The organism is Streptomyces sp. NPDC096311, assembly GCF_044763085.1.
GTDB lineage: Bacteria > Actinomycetota > Actinomycetes > Streptomycetales > Streptomycetaceae > Streptomyces.
Window position 1 is genome coordinate 309,698 of record NZ_JBIWFN010000004.1, and the last position, 12,963, is coordinate 322,660.

The window sequence follows — 12,963 nt, forward strand, 5'->3', positions numbered from 1 at the left end:
TCCGGGGCGGCTCCACGGAGACGTACGGCGATCACGTCGCCACCCGCCGTATCCGCCCGGTACCCCCGGCTCGGGTGCCGCGATCCCCCACGCTCCGCCGACCCGGCCTCGTCCGCCACGGTCAGGCCAACGGGTCCGTCACAGTCAGGCCACCGGGTCCAGCGCCGTCAGCCCGTCGGGTCCGGTGCCGTCAGGCCAGCGGGTCCGGCGCCGCCGTGATCCCGTACTCCGCCAGCTTCGCCCTGCCGCCGTCCGGGGCCGTGAGGACCAGCGGGCCCTGCTCCGTCAGCGCCACCGAGTGCTCCCAGTGCGAGGACCAGGTGCCGTCCGTCGTGATGACAGTCCAGTCGTCCTCCAGCACCTCGGTCCGCGGGGTGCCCAGGGACACCATCGGCTCGATGGCCAGGCAGAAGCCGGGGACCAGCTTCGGACCCTTGCCGCGCCGCTTCTCGACGTAGTTCAGCAGGTGCGGGTCCATGTGCATCTCGGTGCCGATGCCGTGGCCGCCGTAGTCCTCGATGATTCCGTACTTGCCGCCGCCGGGCTTCGGTTGACGGCGGATGTACGTCTCGATCGCACGCGAGACGTCGATGAGCCGGTTGCCCTGCTTCATCGCCGCGATGCCCGCCCACATCGACTCCTCGGTCACCCGGGAGAGCTCGAGCAGCTCCGGGGCGTGACCGGAGCCCACGAACGCGGTGTACGCCGCGTCCCCGTGCCAGCCGTCCACGATCGCGCCGCAGTCGATCGAGATGATGTCGCCGTCCTTCAGGACCACCTTGTCGGACGGGATGCCGTGGACGACGACCTCGTTGGCCGAGGTACAGATGGTCGCGGGGAAACCGCCGTACCCGAGGAAGTTCGACTTCGCCCCGTGCTCGGCCAGCACCTTGCGCGCGACCTCGTCCAGGTCCTTCGTCGTGGCACCCGGCACGGCCGCCTCACGTGTGGCCGCGTGAATGGCCGCGACGACCAACCCCGCCGCACGCATCTTGGCGATCTGCTCAGGGGTCTTGATCTGCACCATGGCGGCCCGCGCTCTCCGTCTTCTCCGTCATTCCGACGACGTACCCAACCAGGTCGTGCACCACTACGTACACGACCACCTGCACAACACTACGGCCGCGGCACCCCCGGAGGGCACCGCGGCCGATGGCAGCGTGACGACTACTTGTCGCCGACCTTGCTCTTGAGCGCCTCCATGGCGCGCCCCGTGACCTCTTCCACCTTGCCGAGCGCCGAGATCGTCACGACCAGGCCCTGAGCGGCGTAGTAGTCGATGATCGGCTCGGTCTGCGTGTGGTAGACCTCGAGACGCGTACGGACGGTCTCCTCGGAGTCGTCGTCCCGCTGGTACAGCTCGCCGCCGCAGACGTCACAGACGCCTTCCTTCTTCGGCTGCTTGTACGTCACGTGGAAGACGTGCGAAGAGTCGTTGCGGCAGATGCGGCGGCCCGCGATGCGCTTGACCACCTCGTCCTCGGGGACCTCCAGGTCCAGCACCGCGTCCAGCTTCATGCCCTCGGCCTTGAGCATCTCGTCGAGCGCCTCGGCCTGCGAGACGTTACGAGGGAAGCCGTCCAGCAGGAAGCCGTTGGCGGCGTCGGGCTGCTCCATGCGGTCCTTGGCCATCCCGATGGTGACCTCGTCCGGCACCAGCTTGCCCGCGTCCATGTACGCCTTGGCCTGCTTGCCCAGCTCCGTGCCCTGACTGATGTTGGCGCGGAAGAGGTCGCCCGTGGAGATGTGCGGAATCCCCAGGTTCTTGGCAAGGAACGCAGCCTGCGTTCCCTTACCGGCACCGGGCGGCCCGACGAGGACGATTCGCATCAGCGGAGGAACCCTTCGTAATTGCGCTGCTGAAGCTGGCTCTCGATCTGCTTCACCGTCTCAAGACCGACACCCACGATGATCAGGATGCTGGTACCACCGAACGGGAAGTTGCCGGTTGCCCCGAAACCCACCAACGCCATTGTCGGTACGAGAGCGATCAGACCCAGATACAGCGACCCCGGCCAGGTGATCCGGTTGAGTACGTAGCTCAGGTACTCAGCGGTCGGCCGGCCAGCCCGGATGCCCGGGATGAAGCCACCATACTTCTTCATGTTGTCCGCGACTTCCTCGGGGTTGAACGAGATCGCCACGTAGAAGAACGCGAAGAAAACGATCAGGAGGAAGTAAGAGACCAGGTAGATGGGGTGATCGCCCTTGGTCAGGTTCTGTGTGACCCAGGTCTTCCAGCCGGAGTTGCCGTTCGAGAACTGGGCGACCAGCGCCGGAATGTAGAGCAGCGACGACGCGAAGATGACGGGAATCACACCCGCCTGATTGACCTTCAGCGGGATGTAAGTGGACGTACCACCGTACGACCGGCGCCCGATCATGCGCTTCGCGTACTGGACCGGGATCCGCCGCTGGGCCTGCTCGACGAAGACGACCAGCGCGACCATGACCAGTCCGACCGCGATCACGGTGCCGAACTCGATCCAGCCGCCGGCCAGCGTGCCCTGCGTCTTGATCGCCCACAGCGCGGACGGGAAGGTCGCGGCGATCGAGATGAACATGAGGATCGACATGCCGTTGCCGATGCCGCGGTCGGTGATGAGCTCGCCCAGCCACATGACGACGCCCGTACCGGCGGTCATGGTGACGACCATCACGACGGTCTGGAAGATCGACTGGTCAGGAACGATCTGGTTGGCCACCTGGCAGCCACTGAACAGGGCGCCGCTGCGGGCGGTCGCGACAAGGCCGGTGCCCTGCAGGATCGCCAGCGCCACCGTCAGATAACGGGTGTACTGCGTGATCTTCGCGGTGCCGGCCGAACCCTCCTTCTTGAGGGCTTCGAGGCGCGGGATCACCACCGTCAGCAGCTGCAGAATGATGCTCGCCGTGATGTACGGCATGATGCCGAGCGCGAAGATCGTGATCTGCAGCAGTGCGCCACCACTGAACATGTTGACCAGCCCGAACAGGCCCTGGTTGCCCTTGGCCACGTCGATACAGGTCTGGACGTTCTTGTAGTCGACACCTGGGATCGGAACGTGGGTACCGACCCGGTAGACCACGATGATGGCGAGCGTGAAGAGCAGCTTCTTGCGCAGGTCGGGCGTCTTGAACGCCCGGGCGAACGCGGTGAGCACGGTGCCTCCTGCGACCCCCGCGCAAGTGCGTCAGAGGTGACGGTCTTGAGGTTCGACGGATACGTAACGGATAAACAGCCAAGCGCCGCTCAGAGTTCCGTGTGGGCACAGCGAGCGAAAATTAGCAGTGCAGGCCACCATACCGGCGAGACTGCCCCCCTAGGAACGACCAACCGGGGATACCCCTTTTGTAGGGGCACCCCCGGTCGGGATCGCTCATGTCATCGAGACGCCTGAAAAGGTCAGACGAGCTCGGTGACGGTACCGCCGGCGGCGGTGATCTTCTCCTTGGCGGAGCCGGAAACGGCGTCAACCGAAACCTGCAGCGCGACGGAGATCTCGCCCTGGCCGAGGACCTTGACGAGGCTGTTCTTGCGAACGGCACCCTTGGCGACGAGACCCTCGACGGTGACCTCGCCACCCTCCGGGTACAGCGCGGCCAGCTTGTCGAGGTTCACGACCTGGAACTCGGTCTTGAACGGGTTCTTGAAGCCCTTCAGCTTCGGGAGGCGCATGTGGAGGGGCATCTGCCCGCCCTCGAAGCGCTCCGGAACCTGGTAGCGGGCCTTCGTGCCCTTGGTACCACGACCGGCCGTCTTACCCTTCGACGCCTCACCACGACCCACACGGGTCTTGGCGGTCTTGGCGCCCGGGGCGGGACGGAGGTTGTGGATCTTGAGCGGGTTGTTCTCCGCCATGATCAGTCGACCTCCTCAACCGTCACGAGGTGGCGGACGGTGTGCACCATTCCGCGGAACTCGGGGCGGTCCTCCTTGACGACCACGTCGTTCAGGCGCTTGAGCCCGAGCGAACGCAGGGTGTCGCGGTGGTTCTGCTTGCTGCCGATGTACGACTTCGTCTGCGTGATCCTGAGCTGAGCCATGATTACGCACCCGCTCCCGCACGTGCACGAAGCAGAGCCGCGGGGGCGACGTCCTCGAGGGGCAGACCACGGCGGGCCGCGATCTCCTCAGGACGCTGCAGACCCTTGAGGGCCGCCACGGTCGCGTGCACGATGTTGATCGCGTTGGACGAGCCGAGCGACTTCGACAGGATGTCGTGAACGCCGGCGCACTCGAGCACAGCACGCACCGGGCCACCGGCGATAACGCCGGTACCGGGGGAAGCAGGCTTGAGCAGGACGACGCCCGCGGCCTTCTCGCCCGTGATCGGGTGCGGGATGGTGCCCTGGATACGGGGGACCTTGAAGAAGTGCTTCTTGGCCTCCTCAACACCCTTGGCGATGGCGGCCGGCACCTCCTTGGCCTTGCCGTAACCGACACCCACGGTGCCGTCACCGTCGCCCACCACGACCAGCGCGGTGAAGCTGAAGCGACGACCACCCTTCACAACCTTGGCGACGCGGTTGATCGCGACAACGCGCTCAACGTACGCGGTCTTCTCGGCAGCAGCGCCGCCGTCACGGCCCTTCCGGTCCCGCCGCTCGCCGCCACCGGCACCGCTTCCGCGGCGCTGGGGTCCAGCCATTGGATTACCTCTCTCTTTTTCCGCTAGCTACGCAGCGACCTAGGTCGCTAGCGCGACGGGCGACTCAGAACTTGAGTCCGGCTTCGCGGGCGGCGTCCGCCAGAGCGGCAATGCGCCCGGCGTACTGGTTGCCACCACGGTCGAATACGACAGCCTCGACACCGGCGGCCTTGGCGCGCTCGGCGACCAGGGCGCCGACCGACTTGGCCTGCGCGGACTTGTCGCCCTCAGCACCGCGGACCGTCGTGTCCAGGGTCGACGCCGACGCCAGGGTGTGACCCTTAACGTCGTCGATGACCTGGGCCACGATGTGGCGGTTCGAGCGCGTCACGACCAGGCGCGGACGCTCAGCCGTACCCGAGATGTGCTTACGGATCCGGATGTGACGACGCTTGATGGCAGCGCGCTTGTAAGCGTCGCCCTTAGCAATCTTGACACCGTATGCCATGGCTTACTTACCCGCCTTTCCGACCTTGCGGCGGATGACTTCGCCTTCGTACTTGACGCCCTTGGCCTTGTACGGGTCGGGCTTGCGCAGCTTGCGGATGTTGGCCGCAACCTCTCCGACCTTCTGCTTGTCGATGCCCTCGACCGAGAACCGCGTCGGGTTCTCGACCTTGAAGGTGATCCCCTCGGGGGCCTCGACGGTGATCGAGTGGCTGTAGCCGAGCGAGAACTCCAGGTTGGAGCCCTTCGCCAGGACGCGGTAACCGACACCGCTGATCTCGAGCTTCTTCACGTAACCCTGGGTCACGCCGGTGATCATGTTCGCCACCAGCGTGCGGGACAGGCCGTGCAGGGCCTTGTTCTGACGCTCGTCGTTCGGGCGGGTGACATTGAGAATGCCGTCCTCACCCTTGGCGACCTCGATCGGCGCCGCGACGGTGTGGGAGAGAGAGCCCTTGGGGCCCTTCACCTGGACCGTACGGCCGTCGATGGTGACGTCCACGCCGGCGGGAACCGTGATGGGGAGCTTGCCAATACGCGACATAGCTGTTTCCTCCGTTCCCTTCCGTTACCAGACGTAGGCGAGAACTTCTCCGCCTACGCCCTTCTTGCCGGCCTGCTTGTCGGTGAGGAGACCGTGCGACGTGGAGATGATCGCCACGCCGAGGCCACCGAGCACCTTGGGCAGGGAGGTGGACTTCGCGTACACACGCAGACCCGGCTTCGAGATCCGCTTGATGCCCGCGATGGAGCGCTCACGGTTCGGGCCGAACTTCAGCTCGAGGACGAGCTTCTTGCCGACCTCGGCGTCCTCGACCTTCCAGCCGGTGATGAAGCCCTCCTGCTGGAGGATCTCCGCGATGTGAGACTTGATCTTGCTGTGCGGCATCGCGACATCGTCGTGGTACGCCGAGTTCGCGTTACGCAGACGAGTAAGCATGTCTGCGATGGGATCAGTCATGGTCATGAATTGGCCTTCGGCCTCTCTCGCCGGGGTTTCCTGTATGCGCCATCCCTCTCCCCACTCAGTGGCGGGACGGGTGCGGTGCGGGGACCTACGGCGTAGTAAGTCGATTGGGGCGGCAGGCGCCCAACCCTCCTAGCCTAAGCCATGGAGAGCAGGGCACCTGACCGAACCCTTTACTTACCGAGAGCCCTGGAATCCCTTGTTTAGGGGGACTACCAGGAGCTCTTGGTCACGCCCGGCAGCTCGCCGCGGTGAGCCATCTCACGAAGGCAGACGCGGCACAGGCCGAACTTGCGGTACACGGAGTGCGGACGGCCGCAGCGCTGGCAGCGCGTGTAGCCACGAACGCCGAACTTGGGCTTACGAGCAGCCTTGGCAATCAGAGCCTTCTTCGCCATCTCGCTTACGCCTCCTTGAAGGGGAAGCCGAGGTGACGGAGAAGGGCACGGCCCTCAGCGTCGTTGGTCGCCGTGGTCACCACGGTGATGTCCATGCCCCGGGTACGGTCGATCTTGTCCTGGTCGATCTCGTGGAACATGACCTGCTCCGTGAGACCGAAGGTGTAGTTGCCACGGCCGTCGAACTGCTTGGGGGACAGACCACGGAAGTCGCGGATGCGCGGCAGCGCGAGCGACAGGGTGCGGTCCAGGAACTCCCACATGCGGTCGCCACGGAGCGTGACGTGGGCACCGATCGGCTGACCCTCACGCAGCTTGAACTGCGCGATGGACTTGCGGGCCTTGGTGACGGCCGGCTTCTGACCGGTGATCGTGGTCAGGTCACGGACGGCACCGTCCATGAGCTTGGAGTCACGGGCGGCGTCGCCGACACCCATGTTGACCACGATCTTGACGAGGCCGGGAATCTGCATGACGTTCTCGTACGAGAACTCCTCACGCAGCTTGCCCGCGATCTCCTCGCGGTACTTCGTCTTGAGACGCGGAGTGGTGGTGGTAGCCATCAGATGTCCTCACCCGTCCGCTTGGCAACGCGAACCTTGTTGCCCTCATCGTCGAAGCGGTAACCGACACGCGTGACGACCTTGTTGCCGTCCTTCTCCACGACGAGCTGAACGTTGCTCACGTGAATCGGGGCCTCGGTCGTGACGATGCCGCCGGCCTGCGAACCGCTGGCGGTCGGGCCGGCCTTGGTGTGCTTCTTGACCCGGTTGACACCCTCGACCAGGACGCGCTCGTCGCGCGGGTAAGCGGCAATGACCTTGCCCTGCTTGCCCTTGTCCTTGCCGGTGATGACCTGAACCGTGTCACCCTTCTTGATCTTCATGCTTACAGCACCTCCGGCGCGAGCGAGATGATCTTCATGAACTTCTTCTCGCGCAGCTCACGGCCGACAGGGCCGAAGATACGGGTGCCGCGAGGGTCGCCGTCGTTCTTCAGAATGACGGCGGCGTTCTCGTCGAAGCGGATGTACGAGCCGTCCGGACGGCGGCGCTCCTTGACGGTGCGAACGATGACCGCCTTGACGACGTCACCCTTCTTCACGTTGCCGCCGGGGATCGCGTCCTTGACGGTGGCGACGATGACGTCACCGATGCCCGCGTAGCGGCGACCTGAGCCACCGAGCACACGGATGCAAAGGATTTCCTTCGCCCCCGTGTTGTCGGCGACACGCAGTCGCGACTCCTGCTGGATCACGTCTATCTCCTGATTGTCTGCCGGTTCCCGCGGGGATCCCTTTCGGGTCGCCCCGCGAGCCTGGCGGAACCGTCCTGCGGATGAGCCCCGCAGGAATTACTTGGCCTGTTGAGGGAGAAAACCTCCGCCGGGGGCCGGGCACCTGACGGTGCGGCAGGCCCCCGGCGGGGGGCAACGGGGGGACGGAGCCCCCCGTTTGATTACTTCGCCTTCTCGAGGATCTCCACGATGCGCCAGCGCTTCGTCGTGGACAGCGGACGCGTCTCCATGAGGAGGACGCGGTCGCCGATGCCCGCGGCGTTCTGCTCGTCGTGGGCCTTCAGCTTGCTCGTACGGCGGATGACCTTGCCGTACAGGGCGTGCTTGACGCGGTCCTCGACGGCGACGACGACGGTCTTGTCCATCTTGTCGCTGACGACGAGACCCTCACGGGTCTTGCGGAATCCGCGCGCCTCGGTGTTCTCAGTCACGTTGCTCTCGCTCATCAGGCGCTCTCCACCGTTTCGATGCCCAGCTCGCGCTCACGCATCAGGGTGTAGATCCGCGCGATGTCCTTGCGGACGGCCTTGAGCCGACCGTGGTTCTCGAGCTGACCGGTCGCCGCCTGGAAGCGGAGGTTGAACAGCTCTTCCTTGGCTTCGCGAAGCTTCGCGAGAAGCTCCTCGTCACCCAGTTCGCGCAGCTCGGACGCCTTGGTACCGGCCGACATCACGCTTCACCTGCCTCGCGCTTGACGATCCGGCACTTCATCGGCAGCTTGTGGGCTGCACGAGTGAGGGCCTCACGGGCGATCTTCTCGTTGGGGTAGGACAGTTCGAACATGACCCGGCCCGGGTGCACGTTCGCGATCCACCACTCCGGCGAACCCTTACCGGAACCCATGCGGGTCTCGGCAGGCTTCTTCGTGAGCGGGCGGTCCGGGTAGATGTTGATCCAGACCTTGCCGCCACGCTTGATGTGGCGGGTCATCGCGATACGGGCGGCCTCGATCTGGCGGTTCGTCACGTACGCCGGCGTGAGGGCCTGAATGCCGTACTCGCCGAACGAAACCTGCGTACCGCCCTTGGCCTGACCACGGCGCTTGGGGTGGTGCTGCTTGCGGTGCTTGACCCTACGGGGGATCAGCATGTCGGTCAGGCCTCCGTTCCGGTGCTCTCAGCCGGAGCGGCAGCCGCCGGAGCCTCGGCCTTGGGGGCCTCGGCAGCGGGAGCCTGCTGCGGCTTGCGGCCGCGGCCGCCACGCTCGCCACCACGGCCACCACGGCCGGCCGGGCGGTCGTTGCCACCACCACGGGCCGGGCGGTTGCCGGCGCGGGCAGCGGCGTTCTCGGCGCGGACCTCGGCGATGTTCTTGACGTCGCCCTTGTAGATCCAGACCTTCACACCGATACGGCCGAAGGTCGTCTTGGCCTCGAAGAAGCCGTAGTCGACGTTCGCGCGGAGCGTGTGCAGGGGCACACGGCCCTCGCGGTAGAACTCCGAGCGGGACATCTCGGCGCCGCCGAGACGGCCACCACACTGGATCTTGATGCCCTTGGCGCCGGCCTTCATCGTGCCCTGCATGCTCTTACGCATGGCACGACGGAAGGAGACGCGGGAGGACAGCTGCTCGGCAACGGCCTGAGCAACCAGCTGAGCGTCGGTCTCGGGGTTCTTGACCTCGAGGATGTTCAGCTGGACCTGCTTGCCCGTGAGCTTCTCGAGGTCGCCGCGGATGCGGTCGGCCTCGGCGCCACGGCGGCCGATGACGATGCCGGGACGCGCGGTGTGGATGTCCACCCGCACGCGGTCACGGGTGCGCTCGATCTCCACCTTCGAGATGCCGGCGCGCTCCATGCCGGACGTCATCATCCGACGGATGGCGACGTCTTCCTTGACGTAGTCCTTGTACAGCTTGTCGGCGTACCAACGGGACTTGAAGTCCGTGGTGATGCCGAGCCGGAACCCATGCGGGTTAACCTTCTGGCCCATTACCGGGTTCCTTCCTTGCTGCTGACGACCACGGTGATGTGGCTGGTCCGCTTGCGGATCCGGTAGGCACGGCCCTGGGCGCGCGGACGGAACCGCTTCAGGGTCGGACCCTCGTCGACGTACGCCTCGGAGATGAAGAGGCTGTCGGCGTCGGTGTGGTCGTAGTTGTGCGCGGCGTTGGCAATGGCGCTGTCAAGCACCTTGCCGACCGGCACGCTCGCGGCCTGCGGGGCGAAACGCAGGACCGCCTGAGCCTCCGTGGCATCCATGCCACGGATAAGGTCCACCACGCGGCGGGCCTTCATGGGCGTAACGCGGATGTACCGCGCCTGGGCCCTGGCTTCCATGGTTGTCCTTCCAGTGTCTGTCATGGTCGATTCCACCCCGCGTTAGCGGCGCTTCGACTTCCGGTCGTCCTTGACGTGACCCCGGAAGGTGCGCGTCGGCGAGAACTCGCCGAGCTTGTGGCCGACCATCGACTCGGTGACAAACACCGGAATGTGGGTCTTGCCGTTGTGCACCGCGATCGTGTGGCCGAGCATGGCCGGGATGATCATCGAGCGACGGGACCAGGTCTTGATGACGTTCTTGGTACCGGCTTCGTTCTGAGCGTCCACCTTCTTTACGAGGTGGCCGTCAACGAAGGGTCCCTTCTTGAGACTGCGCGGCATCTAAACCCGCTCCTAGCGCTTCTTGTTCGTCTTGCGGCGGCGGACGATGTACTTGTTCGAAGCCTTCTTCGGCGAACGAGTACGACCCTCCTTCTGACCCCACGGGGAGACCGGGTGGCGACCACCGGAGGTCTTGCCCTCACCACCACCGTGCGGGTGGTCAACCGGGTTCATCGCCACACCGCGGACGGACGGGCGAACGCCCAGCCAGCGCTTACGGCCGGCCTTACCCCAGTTGATGTTGCTCTGCTCGGCGTTGCCGACCTCGCCGACCGTGGCGCGGCAGCGCTGGTCGACCAGGCGGATCTCACCGGAGGGCATGCGGAGGTGGGCCATCGTGCCCTCCTTCGCGAGCAGCTGCACCGAGGCACCGGCGGAGCGGGCGAACTTGGCGCCGCCACCGGGACGGATCTCGATCGCGTGGATCGTGGTACCGACCGGGATGTTGCGGAGCGCCAGGTTGTTGCCCGGCTTGATGTCGGCCCCGGGACCGTTCTCGACGCGGTCACCCTGCGACAGGTTGCGGGGGGCGAGGATGTAGCGCTTCTCGCCGTCCGCGTAGTGCAGCAGCGCGATGCGCGCGGTGCGGTTGGGGTCGTACTCGATGTGCGCGACCTTCGCCGGCACGCCGTCCTTGTCGTGACGACGGAAGTCGATCACTCGGTAGGCGCGCTTGTGTCCGCCACCCTGGTGGCGAACGGTCACACGACCGGAATTGTTACGGCCGCCCTTGCTGTGCAGGGGGCGAACCAGCGACTTCTCCGGCGTGGACCGCGTGACCTCGACGAAGTCGGCGACGCTGGAGCCACGACGGCCCGGCGTCGTCGGCTTGTACTTGCGGATTCCCATTTCTCAGTCCTCGTCCGATATCGGACCAGGGCGCTCCGTTAGGAGGCCTGGCCGAAGATGTCGATACGGTCGCCCTCAGCGAGGGTCACGATGGCGCGCTTGGTGTCAGCACGCTTACCGAAACCGCTCTTGGTGCGCTTGCGCTTGCCCTGGCGGTTGATCGTGTTGACCCCGGTGACCTTGACCGAGAAGACCGCCTGGACGGCCTGCTTGATCTGGGTCTTGTTGGCGCCCGGCGCGACGACGAAGGTGTACTTGCCCTCGTCGAGCAGCGCGTAGCTCTTCTCGGAGACGACCGGCTTGAGAAGCACGTCACGGGGGTCCGTGAAGCTCTTGCTCATCGGCGTCTCGACGGTGTTCTTGCCCTCGGCCTCGTGGCGCTTCGCCTTGGCGACGCGCGCGGCCTTGGCGGCCTTGGCCGCCTTGGAGGCAATGCTCGGGTGACGCGTAGCCATCAGGCTTCGCTCCCTTCGGTGTCAGCGGCCTTGGGGCCAGACACGAAGGACTCGAAAGCGGCCTGGGTGAAGACCACGTCGTCCGAGACGAGAACGTCGTACGTGTTCAGCTGGCCCGGCTCCAGGATGTGGACCTGGGGCAGGTTGCGCGCGGAGAGCAGCGCGGCCTCGTCGGAGCGCTCGATGACCAGGAGCACGTTCTTGCGCTCGCTGACCTTGCCGAGGAAGCTCTTCGCGGCCTTGGTGGAGGGGGTCTCGCCCTCGATCACGCCGGTGATGACGTGGATGCGAGCGTTGCGGGCCCGGTCGGTGAGGGCGTGGCGCAGGGCCGCGGCCTTCATCTTCTTCGGGGTCCGCTGCGAGTAGTCACGCGGGGTGGGGCCGTGAACGACGCCACCGCCGGCGAACTGCGGCGCGCGGGTCGAACCCTGGCGCGCGCGGCCGGTGCCCTTCTGGCGGTAAGGCTTCCGGCCACCACCGCGGACCTCGCCACGACGCTTGACCTTGTGCGTGCCCTGACGGGCGGCGGCCAGCTGTGCGACGACGACCTGGTGAAGCAGCGGAATGCTGATCTTCTCTACGTCGAAGATCTCGGCCGGGAGCTCAACGGTCCCGGCGTTGTCGCCGGAGGGCGACAGAATGTCAATGGTGCTCATAGTCCTCAGGCCCCCTTGGCCGCGGTACGGACCAGGACGAGGCCGCCGTTCGGACCCGGGATGGCTCCCTTGATGAGGAGCAGGCCCTTCTCCGCGTCAACGGCGTGAACGGTCAGGTTCTGGGTGGTGACCCGCTCGTTGCCCATGCGGCCCGCCATGCGGACGCCCTTGAACACACGGCCCGGGGTGGCACAGCCACCGATGGAGCCGGGAGAGCGGTGCTTGCGCTGGACACCGTGGCCGGCGCCGAGGCCCTTGAAGTTGTGACGCTTCATGACACCGGCGAAGCCCTTGCCCTTGCTCTTGCCGGTGACGTCGACCTTCACGCCCGCCTCGAAGACCTCGGCGGAGATCTCCTGGCCGAGGGTGTACTCGGAGGCATCCGCGGTGCGGATCTCGACGAGGTGACGACGGGGGGTGACGTCGGCCTTGGCGAAGTGACCCTTGAGGGGCTTGTTCACCTTGCGCGGGTCGATCTCGCCGAAGGCGATCTGGACCGACTCGTAGCCGTCGCTGTCGTTGGTACGCACCTGGGTCACGACGTTGGGGCCGGCCTTGACGATGGTGACCGGAACAACACGGTTGTTCTCGTCCCACACCTGCGTCATGCCGAGCTTCTCGCCGAGGATGCCCTTGATCTGCTTAGCCATTCTCAGATCACC

Annotated in this window: 23 protein-coding genes; all 23 read right to left on the reverse strand. The window is 65.8% G+C overall.

The window, feature by feature from the left end:
* Window positions 1-190: 190 nt before the first annotated feature.
* Window positions 191-1,027: a type I methionyl aminopeptidase gene (gene map / locus ACIRA5_RS12950; RefSeq protein ID WP_352046438.1), complete on the reverse strand. Its 837-nt coding sequence runs from the start codon at window positions 1,025-1,027 to the stop codon at window positions 191-193.
* 140 nt (window positions 1,028-1,167) lie between these two features.
* Window positions 1,168-1,830, reverse strand: a complete 663-nt coding sequence (locus tag ACIRA5_RS12955; protein ID WP_403690264.1) for an adenylate kinase — start codon at window positions 1,828-1,830, stop codon at window positions 1,168-1,170.
* Complete coding sequence (gene secY / locus ACIRA5_RS12960; protein ID WP_097285861.1) at window positions 1,830-3,143, reverse strand: preprotein translocase subunit SecY; 1,314 nt, start codon at window positions 3,141-3,143, stop codon at window positions 1,830-1,832. The genes ACIRA5_RS12955 and secY overlap by 1 nt, the downstream gene beginning before the upstream one ends.
* Window positions 3,144-3,385: 242 nt before the next feature.
* Window positions 3,386-3,841 (reverse strand): 50S ribosomal protein L15, encoded by a 456-nt coding sequence (gene rplO / locus ACIRA5_RS12965; RefSeq protein WP_060901489.1) that lies wholly within the window; start codon window positions 3,839-3,841, stop codon window positions 3,386-3,388.
* Between the two features lie 2 nt (window positions 3,842-3,843).
* Complete coding sequence (gene rpmD / locus ACIRA5_RS12970) at window positions 3,844-4,026, reverse strand: 50S ribosomal protein L30 (RefSeq protein WP_060901490.1); 183 nt, start codon at window positions 4,024-4,026, stop codon at window positions 3,844-3,846.
* Window positions 4,027-4,028: 2 nt separating this feature from the next.
* Entirely contained in the window at window positions 4,029-4,631 is a 603-nt protein-coding gene (gene rpsE, locus ACIRA5_RS12975; RefSeq protein ID WP_055513610.1) for a 30S ribosomal protein S5, read from the reverse strand.
* Between the two features lie 64 nt (window positions 4,632-4,695).
* The gene (gene rplR, locus ACIRA5_RS12980) at window positions 4,696-5,079 is read right to left on the reverse strand and encodes a 50S ribosomal protein L18 (protein ID WP_168510320.1); all 384 of its coding nucleotides are present in this window, start codon (window positions 5,077-5,079) and stop codon (window positions 4,696-4,698) included.
* Between the two features lie 3 nt (window positions 5,080-5,082).
* Window positions 5,083-5,622 (reverse strand): 50S ribosomal protein L6, encoded by a 540-nt coding sequence (gene rplF / locus ACIRA5_RS12985; RefSeq protein WP_392927255.1) that lies wholly within the window; start codon window positions 5,620-5,622, stop codon window positions 5,083-5,085.
* 24 nt (window positions 5,623-5,646) lie between these two features.
* A complete protein-coding gene (rpsH, locus tag ACIRA5_RS12990; protein WP_055614920.1) occupies window positions 5,647-6,045 on the reverse strand; it encodes a 30S ribosomal protein S8 in 399 nt (132 codons plus the stop codon).
* A 212-nt stretch (window positions 6,046-6,257) separates the two neighbouring features.
* Window positions 6,258-6,443, reverse strand: a complete 186-nt coding sequence (locus ACIRA5_RS12995) for a type Z 30S ribosomal protein S14 (protein WP_003948630.1) — start codon at window positions 6,441-6,443, stop codon at window positions 6,258-6,260.
* A gap of 5 nt (window positions 6,444-6,448) precedes the next feature.
* Window positions 6,449-7,006 carry a 50S ribosomal protein L5 gene (rplE, locus tag ACIRA5_RS13000; protein WP_398401897.1) on the reverse strand — a complete coding sequence of 186 codons (558 nt, stop codon included), beginning with the start codon at window positions 7,004-7,006 and terminating at the stop codon, window positions 6,449-6,451.
* The gene (gene rplX / locus ACIRA5_RS13005; RefSeq protein ID WP_067367101.1) at window positions 7,006-7,329 is read right to left on the reverse strand and encodes a 50S ribosomal protein L24; all 324 of its coding nucleotides are present in this window, start codon (window positions 7,327-7,329) and stop codon (window positions 7,006-7,008) included. The genes rplE and rplX overlap by 1 nt, the downstream gene beginning before the upstream one ends.
* A gap of 2 nt (window positions 7,330-7,331) precedes the next feature.
* Window positions 7,332-7,700 carry a 50S ribosomal protein L14 gene (gene rplN / locus ACIRA5_RS13010; RefSeq protein WP_003998823.1) on the reverse strand — a complete coding sequence of 123 codons (369 nt, stop codon included), beginning with the start codon at window positions 7,698-7,700 and terminating at the stop codon, window positions 7,332-7,334.
* 200 nt (window positions 7,701-7,900) lie between these two features.
* A complete protein-coding gene (gene rpsQ, locus ACIRA5_RS13015; RefSeq protein ID WP_403690269.1) occupies window positions 7,901-8,185 on the reverse strand; it encodes a 30S ribosomal protein S17 in 285 nt (94 codons plus the stop codon).
* A complete protein-coding gene (gene rpmC, locus ACIRA5_RS13020; protein WP_003998824.1) occupies window positions 8,185-8,409 on the reverse strand; it encodes a 50S ribosomal protein L29 in 225 nt (74 codons plus the stop codon). Before rpmC ends, rpsQ begins: the two co-directional genes overlap by 1 nt.
* Window positions 8,409-8,828, reverse strand: a complete 420-nt coding sequence (gene rplP, locus ACIRA5_RS13025) for a 50S ribosomal protein L16 (protein WP_010986348.1) — start codon at window positions 8,826-8,828, stop codon at window positions 8,409-8,411. The genes rpmC and rplP overlap by 1 nt, the downstream gene beginning before the upstream one ends.
* Before the next feature lie 5 nt (window positions 8,829-8,833).
* On the reverse strand, window positions 8,834-9,670 hold the full coding sequence (rpsC, locus tag ACIRA5_RS13030) for a 30S ribosomal protein S3 (RefSeq protein WP_067367107.1): 837 nt from the start codon (window positions 9,668-9,670) through the stop codon (window positions 8,834-8,836).
* Window positions 9,670-10,017 carry a 50S ribosomal protein L22 gene (rplV, locus tag ACIRA5_RS13035; protein ID WP_003974262.1) on the reverse strand — a complete coding sequence of 116 codons (348 nt, stop codon included), beginning with the start codon at window positions 10,015-10,017 and terminating at the stop codon, window positions 9,670-9,672. Before rplV ends, rpsC begins: the two co-directional genes overlap by 1 nt.
* Before the next feature lie 42 nt (window positions 10,018-10,059).
* Window positions 10,060-10,341 carry a 30S ribosomal protein S19 gene (gene rpsS / locus ACIRA5_RS13040; protein ID WP_015035577.1) on the reverse strand — a complete coding sequence of 94 codons (282 nt, stop codon included), beginning with the start codon at window positions 10,339-10,341 and terminating at the stop codon, window positions 10,060-10,062.
* Window positions 10,342-10,353: 12 nt separating this feature from the next.
* Window positions 10,354-11,190, reverse strand: coding sequence for a 50S ribosomal protein L2 (gene rplB, locus ACIRA5_RS13045; protein ID WP_153289116.1), 837 nt, complete (start codon window positions 11,188-11,190; stop codon window positions 10,354-10,356).
* Between the two features lie 38 nt (window positions 11,191-11,228).
* The gene (rplW, locus tag ACIRA5_RS13050) at window positions 11,229-11,645 is read right to left on the reverse strand and encodes a 50S ribosomal protein L23 (RefSeq protein ID WP_385087297.1); all 417 of its coding nucleotides are present in this window, start codon (window positions 11,643-11,645) and stop codon (window positions 11,229-11,231) included.
* Window positions 11,645-12,301: a 50S ribosomal protein L4 gene (gene rplD / locus ACIRA5_RS13055; protein WP_355302895.1), complete on the reverse strand. Its 657-nt coding sequence runs from the start codon at window positions 12,299-12,301 to the stop codon at window positions 11,645-11,647. The genes rplW and rplD overlap by 1 nt, the downstream gene beginning before the upstream one ends.
* Window positions 12,302-12,306: 5 nt before the next feature.
* Window positions 12,307-12,951 (reverse strand): 50S ribosomal protein L3, encoded by a 645-nt coding sequence (gene rplC / locus ACIRA5_RS13060; RefSeq protein ID WP_403690274.1) that lies wholly within the window; start codon window positions 12,949-12,951, stop codon window positions 12,307-12,309.
* Between the last annotated feature and the right edge of the window lie 12 nt (window positions 12,952-12,963).

What these genes read in the sequence shown, in the direction of transcription:
- rpsE (WP_055513610.1), bottom strand. Translation starts at nt 4,631, where the DNA reads ATGGCTGGACCCCAGCGCCGCGGAAGCGGTGCCGGTGGCGGCGAGCGG.
- rplP (WP_010986348.1), bottom strand. Translation starts at nt 8,828, where the DNA reads ATGCTGATCCCCCGTAGGGTCAAGCACCGCAAGCAGCACCACCCCAAG.
- rpsH (WP_055614920.1), bottom strand. Translation starts at nt 6,045, where the DNA reads ATGACCATGACTGATCCCATCGCAGACATGCTTACTCGTCTGCGTAAC.
- rplB (WP_153289116.1), bottom strand. Translation starts at nt 11,190, where the DNA reads ATGGGAATCCGCAAGTACAAGCCGACGACGCCGGGCCGTCGTGGCTCC.
- rplW (WP_385087297.1), bottom strand. Translation starts at nt 11,645, where the DNA reads ATGGCTACGCGTCACCCGAGCATTGCCTCCAAGGCGGCCAAGGCCGCC.
- ACIRA5_RS12955 (WP_403690264.1), bottom strand. Translation starts at nt 1,830, where the DNA reads ATGCGAATCGTCCTCGTCGGGCCGCCCGGTGCCGGTAAGGGAACGCAG.
- rpsQ (WP_403690269.1), bottom strand. Translation starts at nt 8,185, where the DNA reads ATGAGCGAGAGCAACGTGACTGAGAACACCGAGGCGCGCGGATTCCGC.
- rplC (WP_403690274.1), bottom strand. Translation starts at nt 12,951, where the DNA reads ATGGCTAAGCAGATCAAGGGCATCCTCGGCGAGAAGCTCGGCATGACG.
- rpmC (WP_003998824.1), bottom strand. Translation starts at nt 8,409, where the DNA reads ATGTCGGCCGGTACCAAGGCGTCCGAGCTGCGCGAACTGGGTGACGAG.
- rplE (WP_398401897.1), bottom strand. Translation starts at nt 7,006, where the DNA reads ATGGCTACCACCACCACTCCGCGTCTCAAGACGAAGTACCGCGAGGAG.
- rplR (WP_168510320.1), bottom strand. Translation starts at nt 5,079, where the DNA reads ATGGCATACGGTGTCAAGATTGCTAAGGGCGACGCTTACAAGCGCGCT.
- rpmD (WP_060901490.1), bottom strand. Translation starts at nt 4,026, where the DNA reads ATGGCTCAGCTCAGGATCACGCAGACGAAGTCGTACATCGGCAGCAAG.
- rpsC (WP_067367107.1), bottom strand. Translation starts at nt 9,670, where the DNA reads ATGGGCCAGAAGGTTAACCCGCATGGGTTCCGGCTCGGCATCACCACG.
- rplX (WP_067367101.1), bottom strand. Translation starts at nt 7,329, where the DNA reads ATGAAGATCAAGAAGGGTGACACGGTTCAGGTCATCACCGGCAAGGAC.
- ACIRA5_RS12995 (WP_003948630.1), bottom strand. Translation starts at nt 6,443, where the DNA reads ATGGCGAAGAAGGCTCTGATTGCCAAGGCTGCTCGTAAGCCCAAGTTC.
- rpsS (WP_015035577.1), bottom strand. Translation starts at nt 10,341, where the DNA reads ATGCCGCGCAGTCTCAAGAAGGGACCCTTCGTTGACGGCCACCTCGTA.
- rplO (WP_060901489.1), bottom strand. Translation starts at nt 3,841, where the DNA reads ATGGCGGAGAACAACCCGCTCAAGATCCACAACCTCCGTCCCGCCCCG.
- rplF (WP_392927255.1), bottom strand. Translation starts at nt 5,622, where the DNA reads ATGTCGCGTATTGGCAAGCTCCCCATCACGGTTCCCGCCGGCGTGGAC.
- rplD (WP_355302895.1), bottom strand. Translation starts at nt 12,301, where the DNA reads ATGAGCACCATTGACATTCTGTCGCCCTCCGGCGACAACGCCGGGACC.
- rplV (WP_003974262.1), bottom strand. Translation starts at nt 10,017, where the DNA reads ATGGAAGCCAGGGCCCAGGCGCGGTACATCCGCGTTACGCCCATGAAG.
- map (WP_352046438.1), bottom strand. Translation starts at nt 1,027, where the DNA reads ATGGTGCAGATCAAGACCCCTGAGCAGATCGCCAAGATGCGTGCGGCG.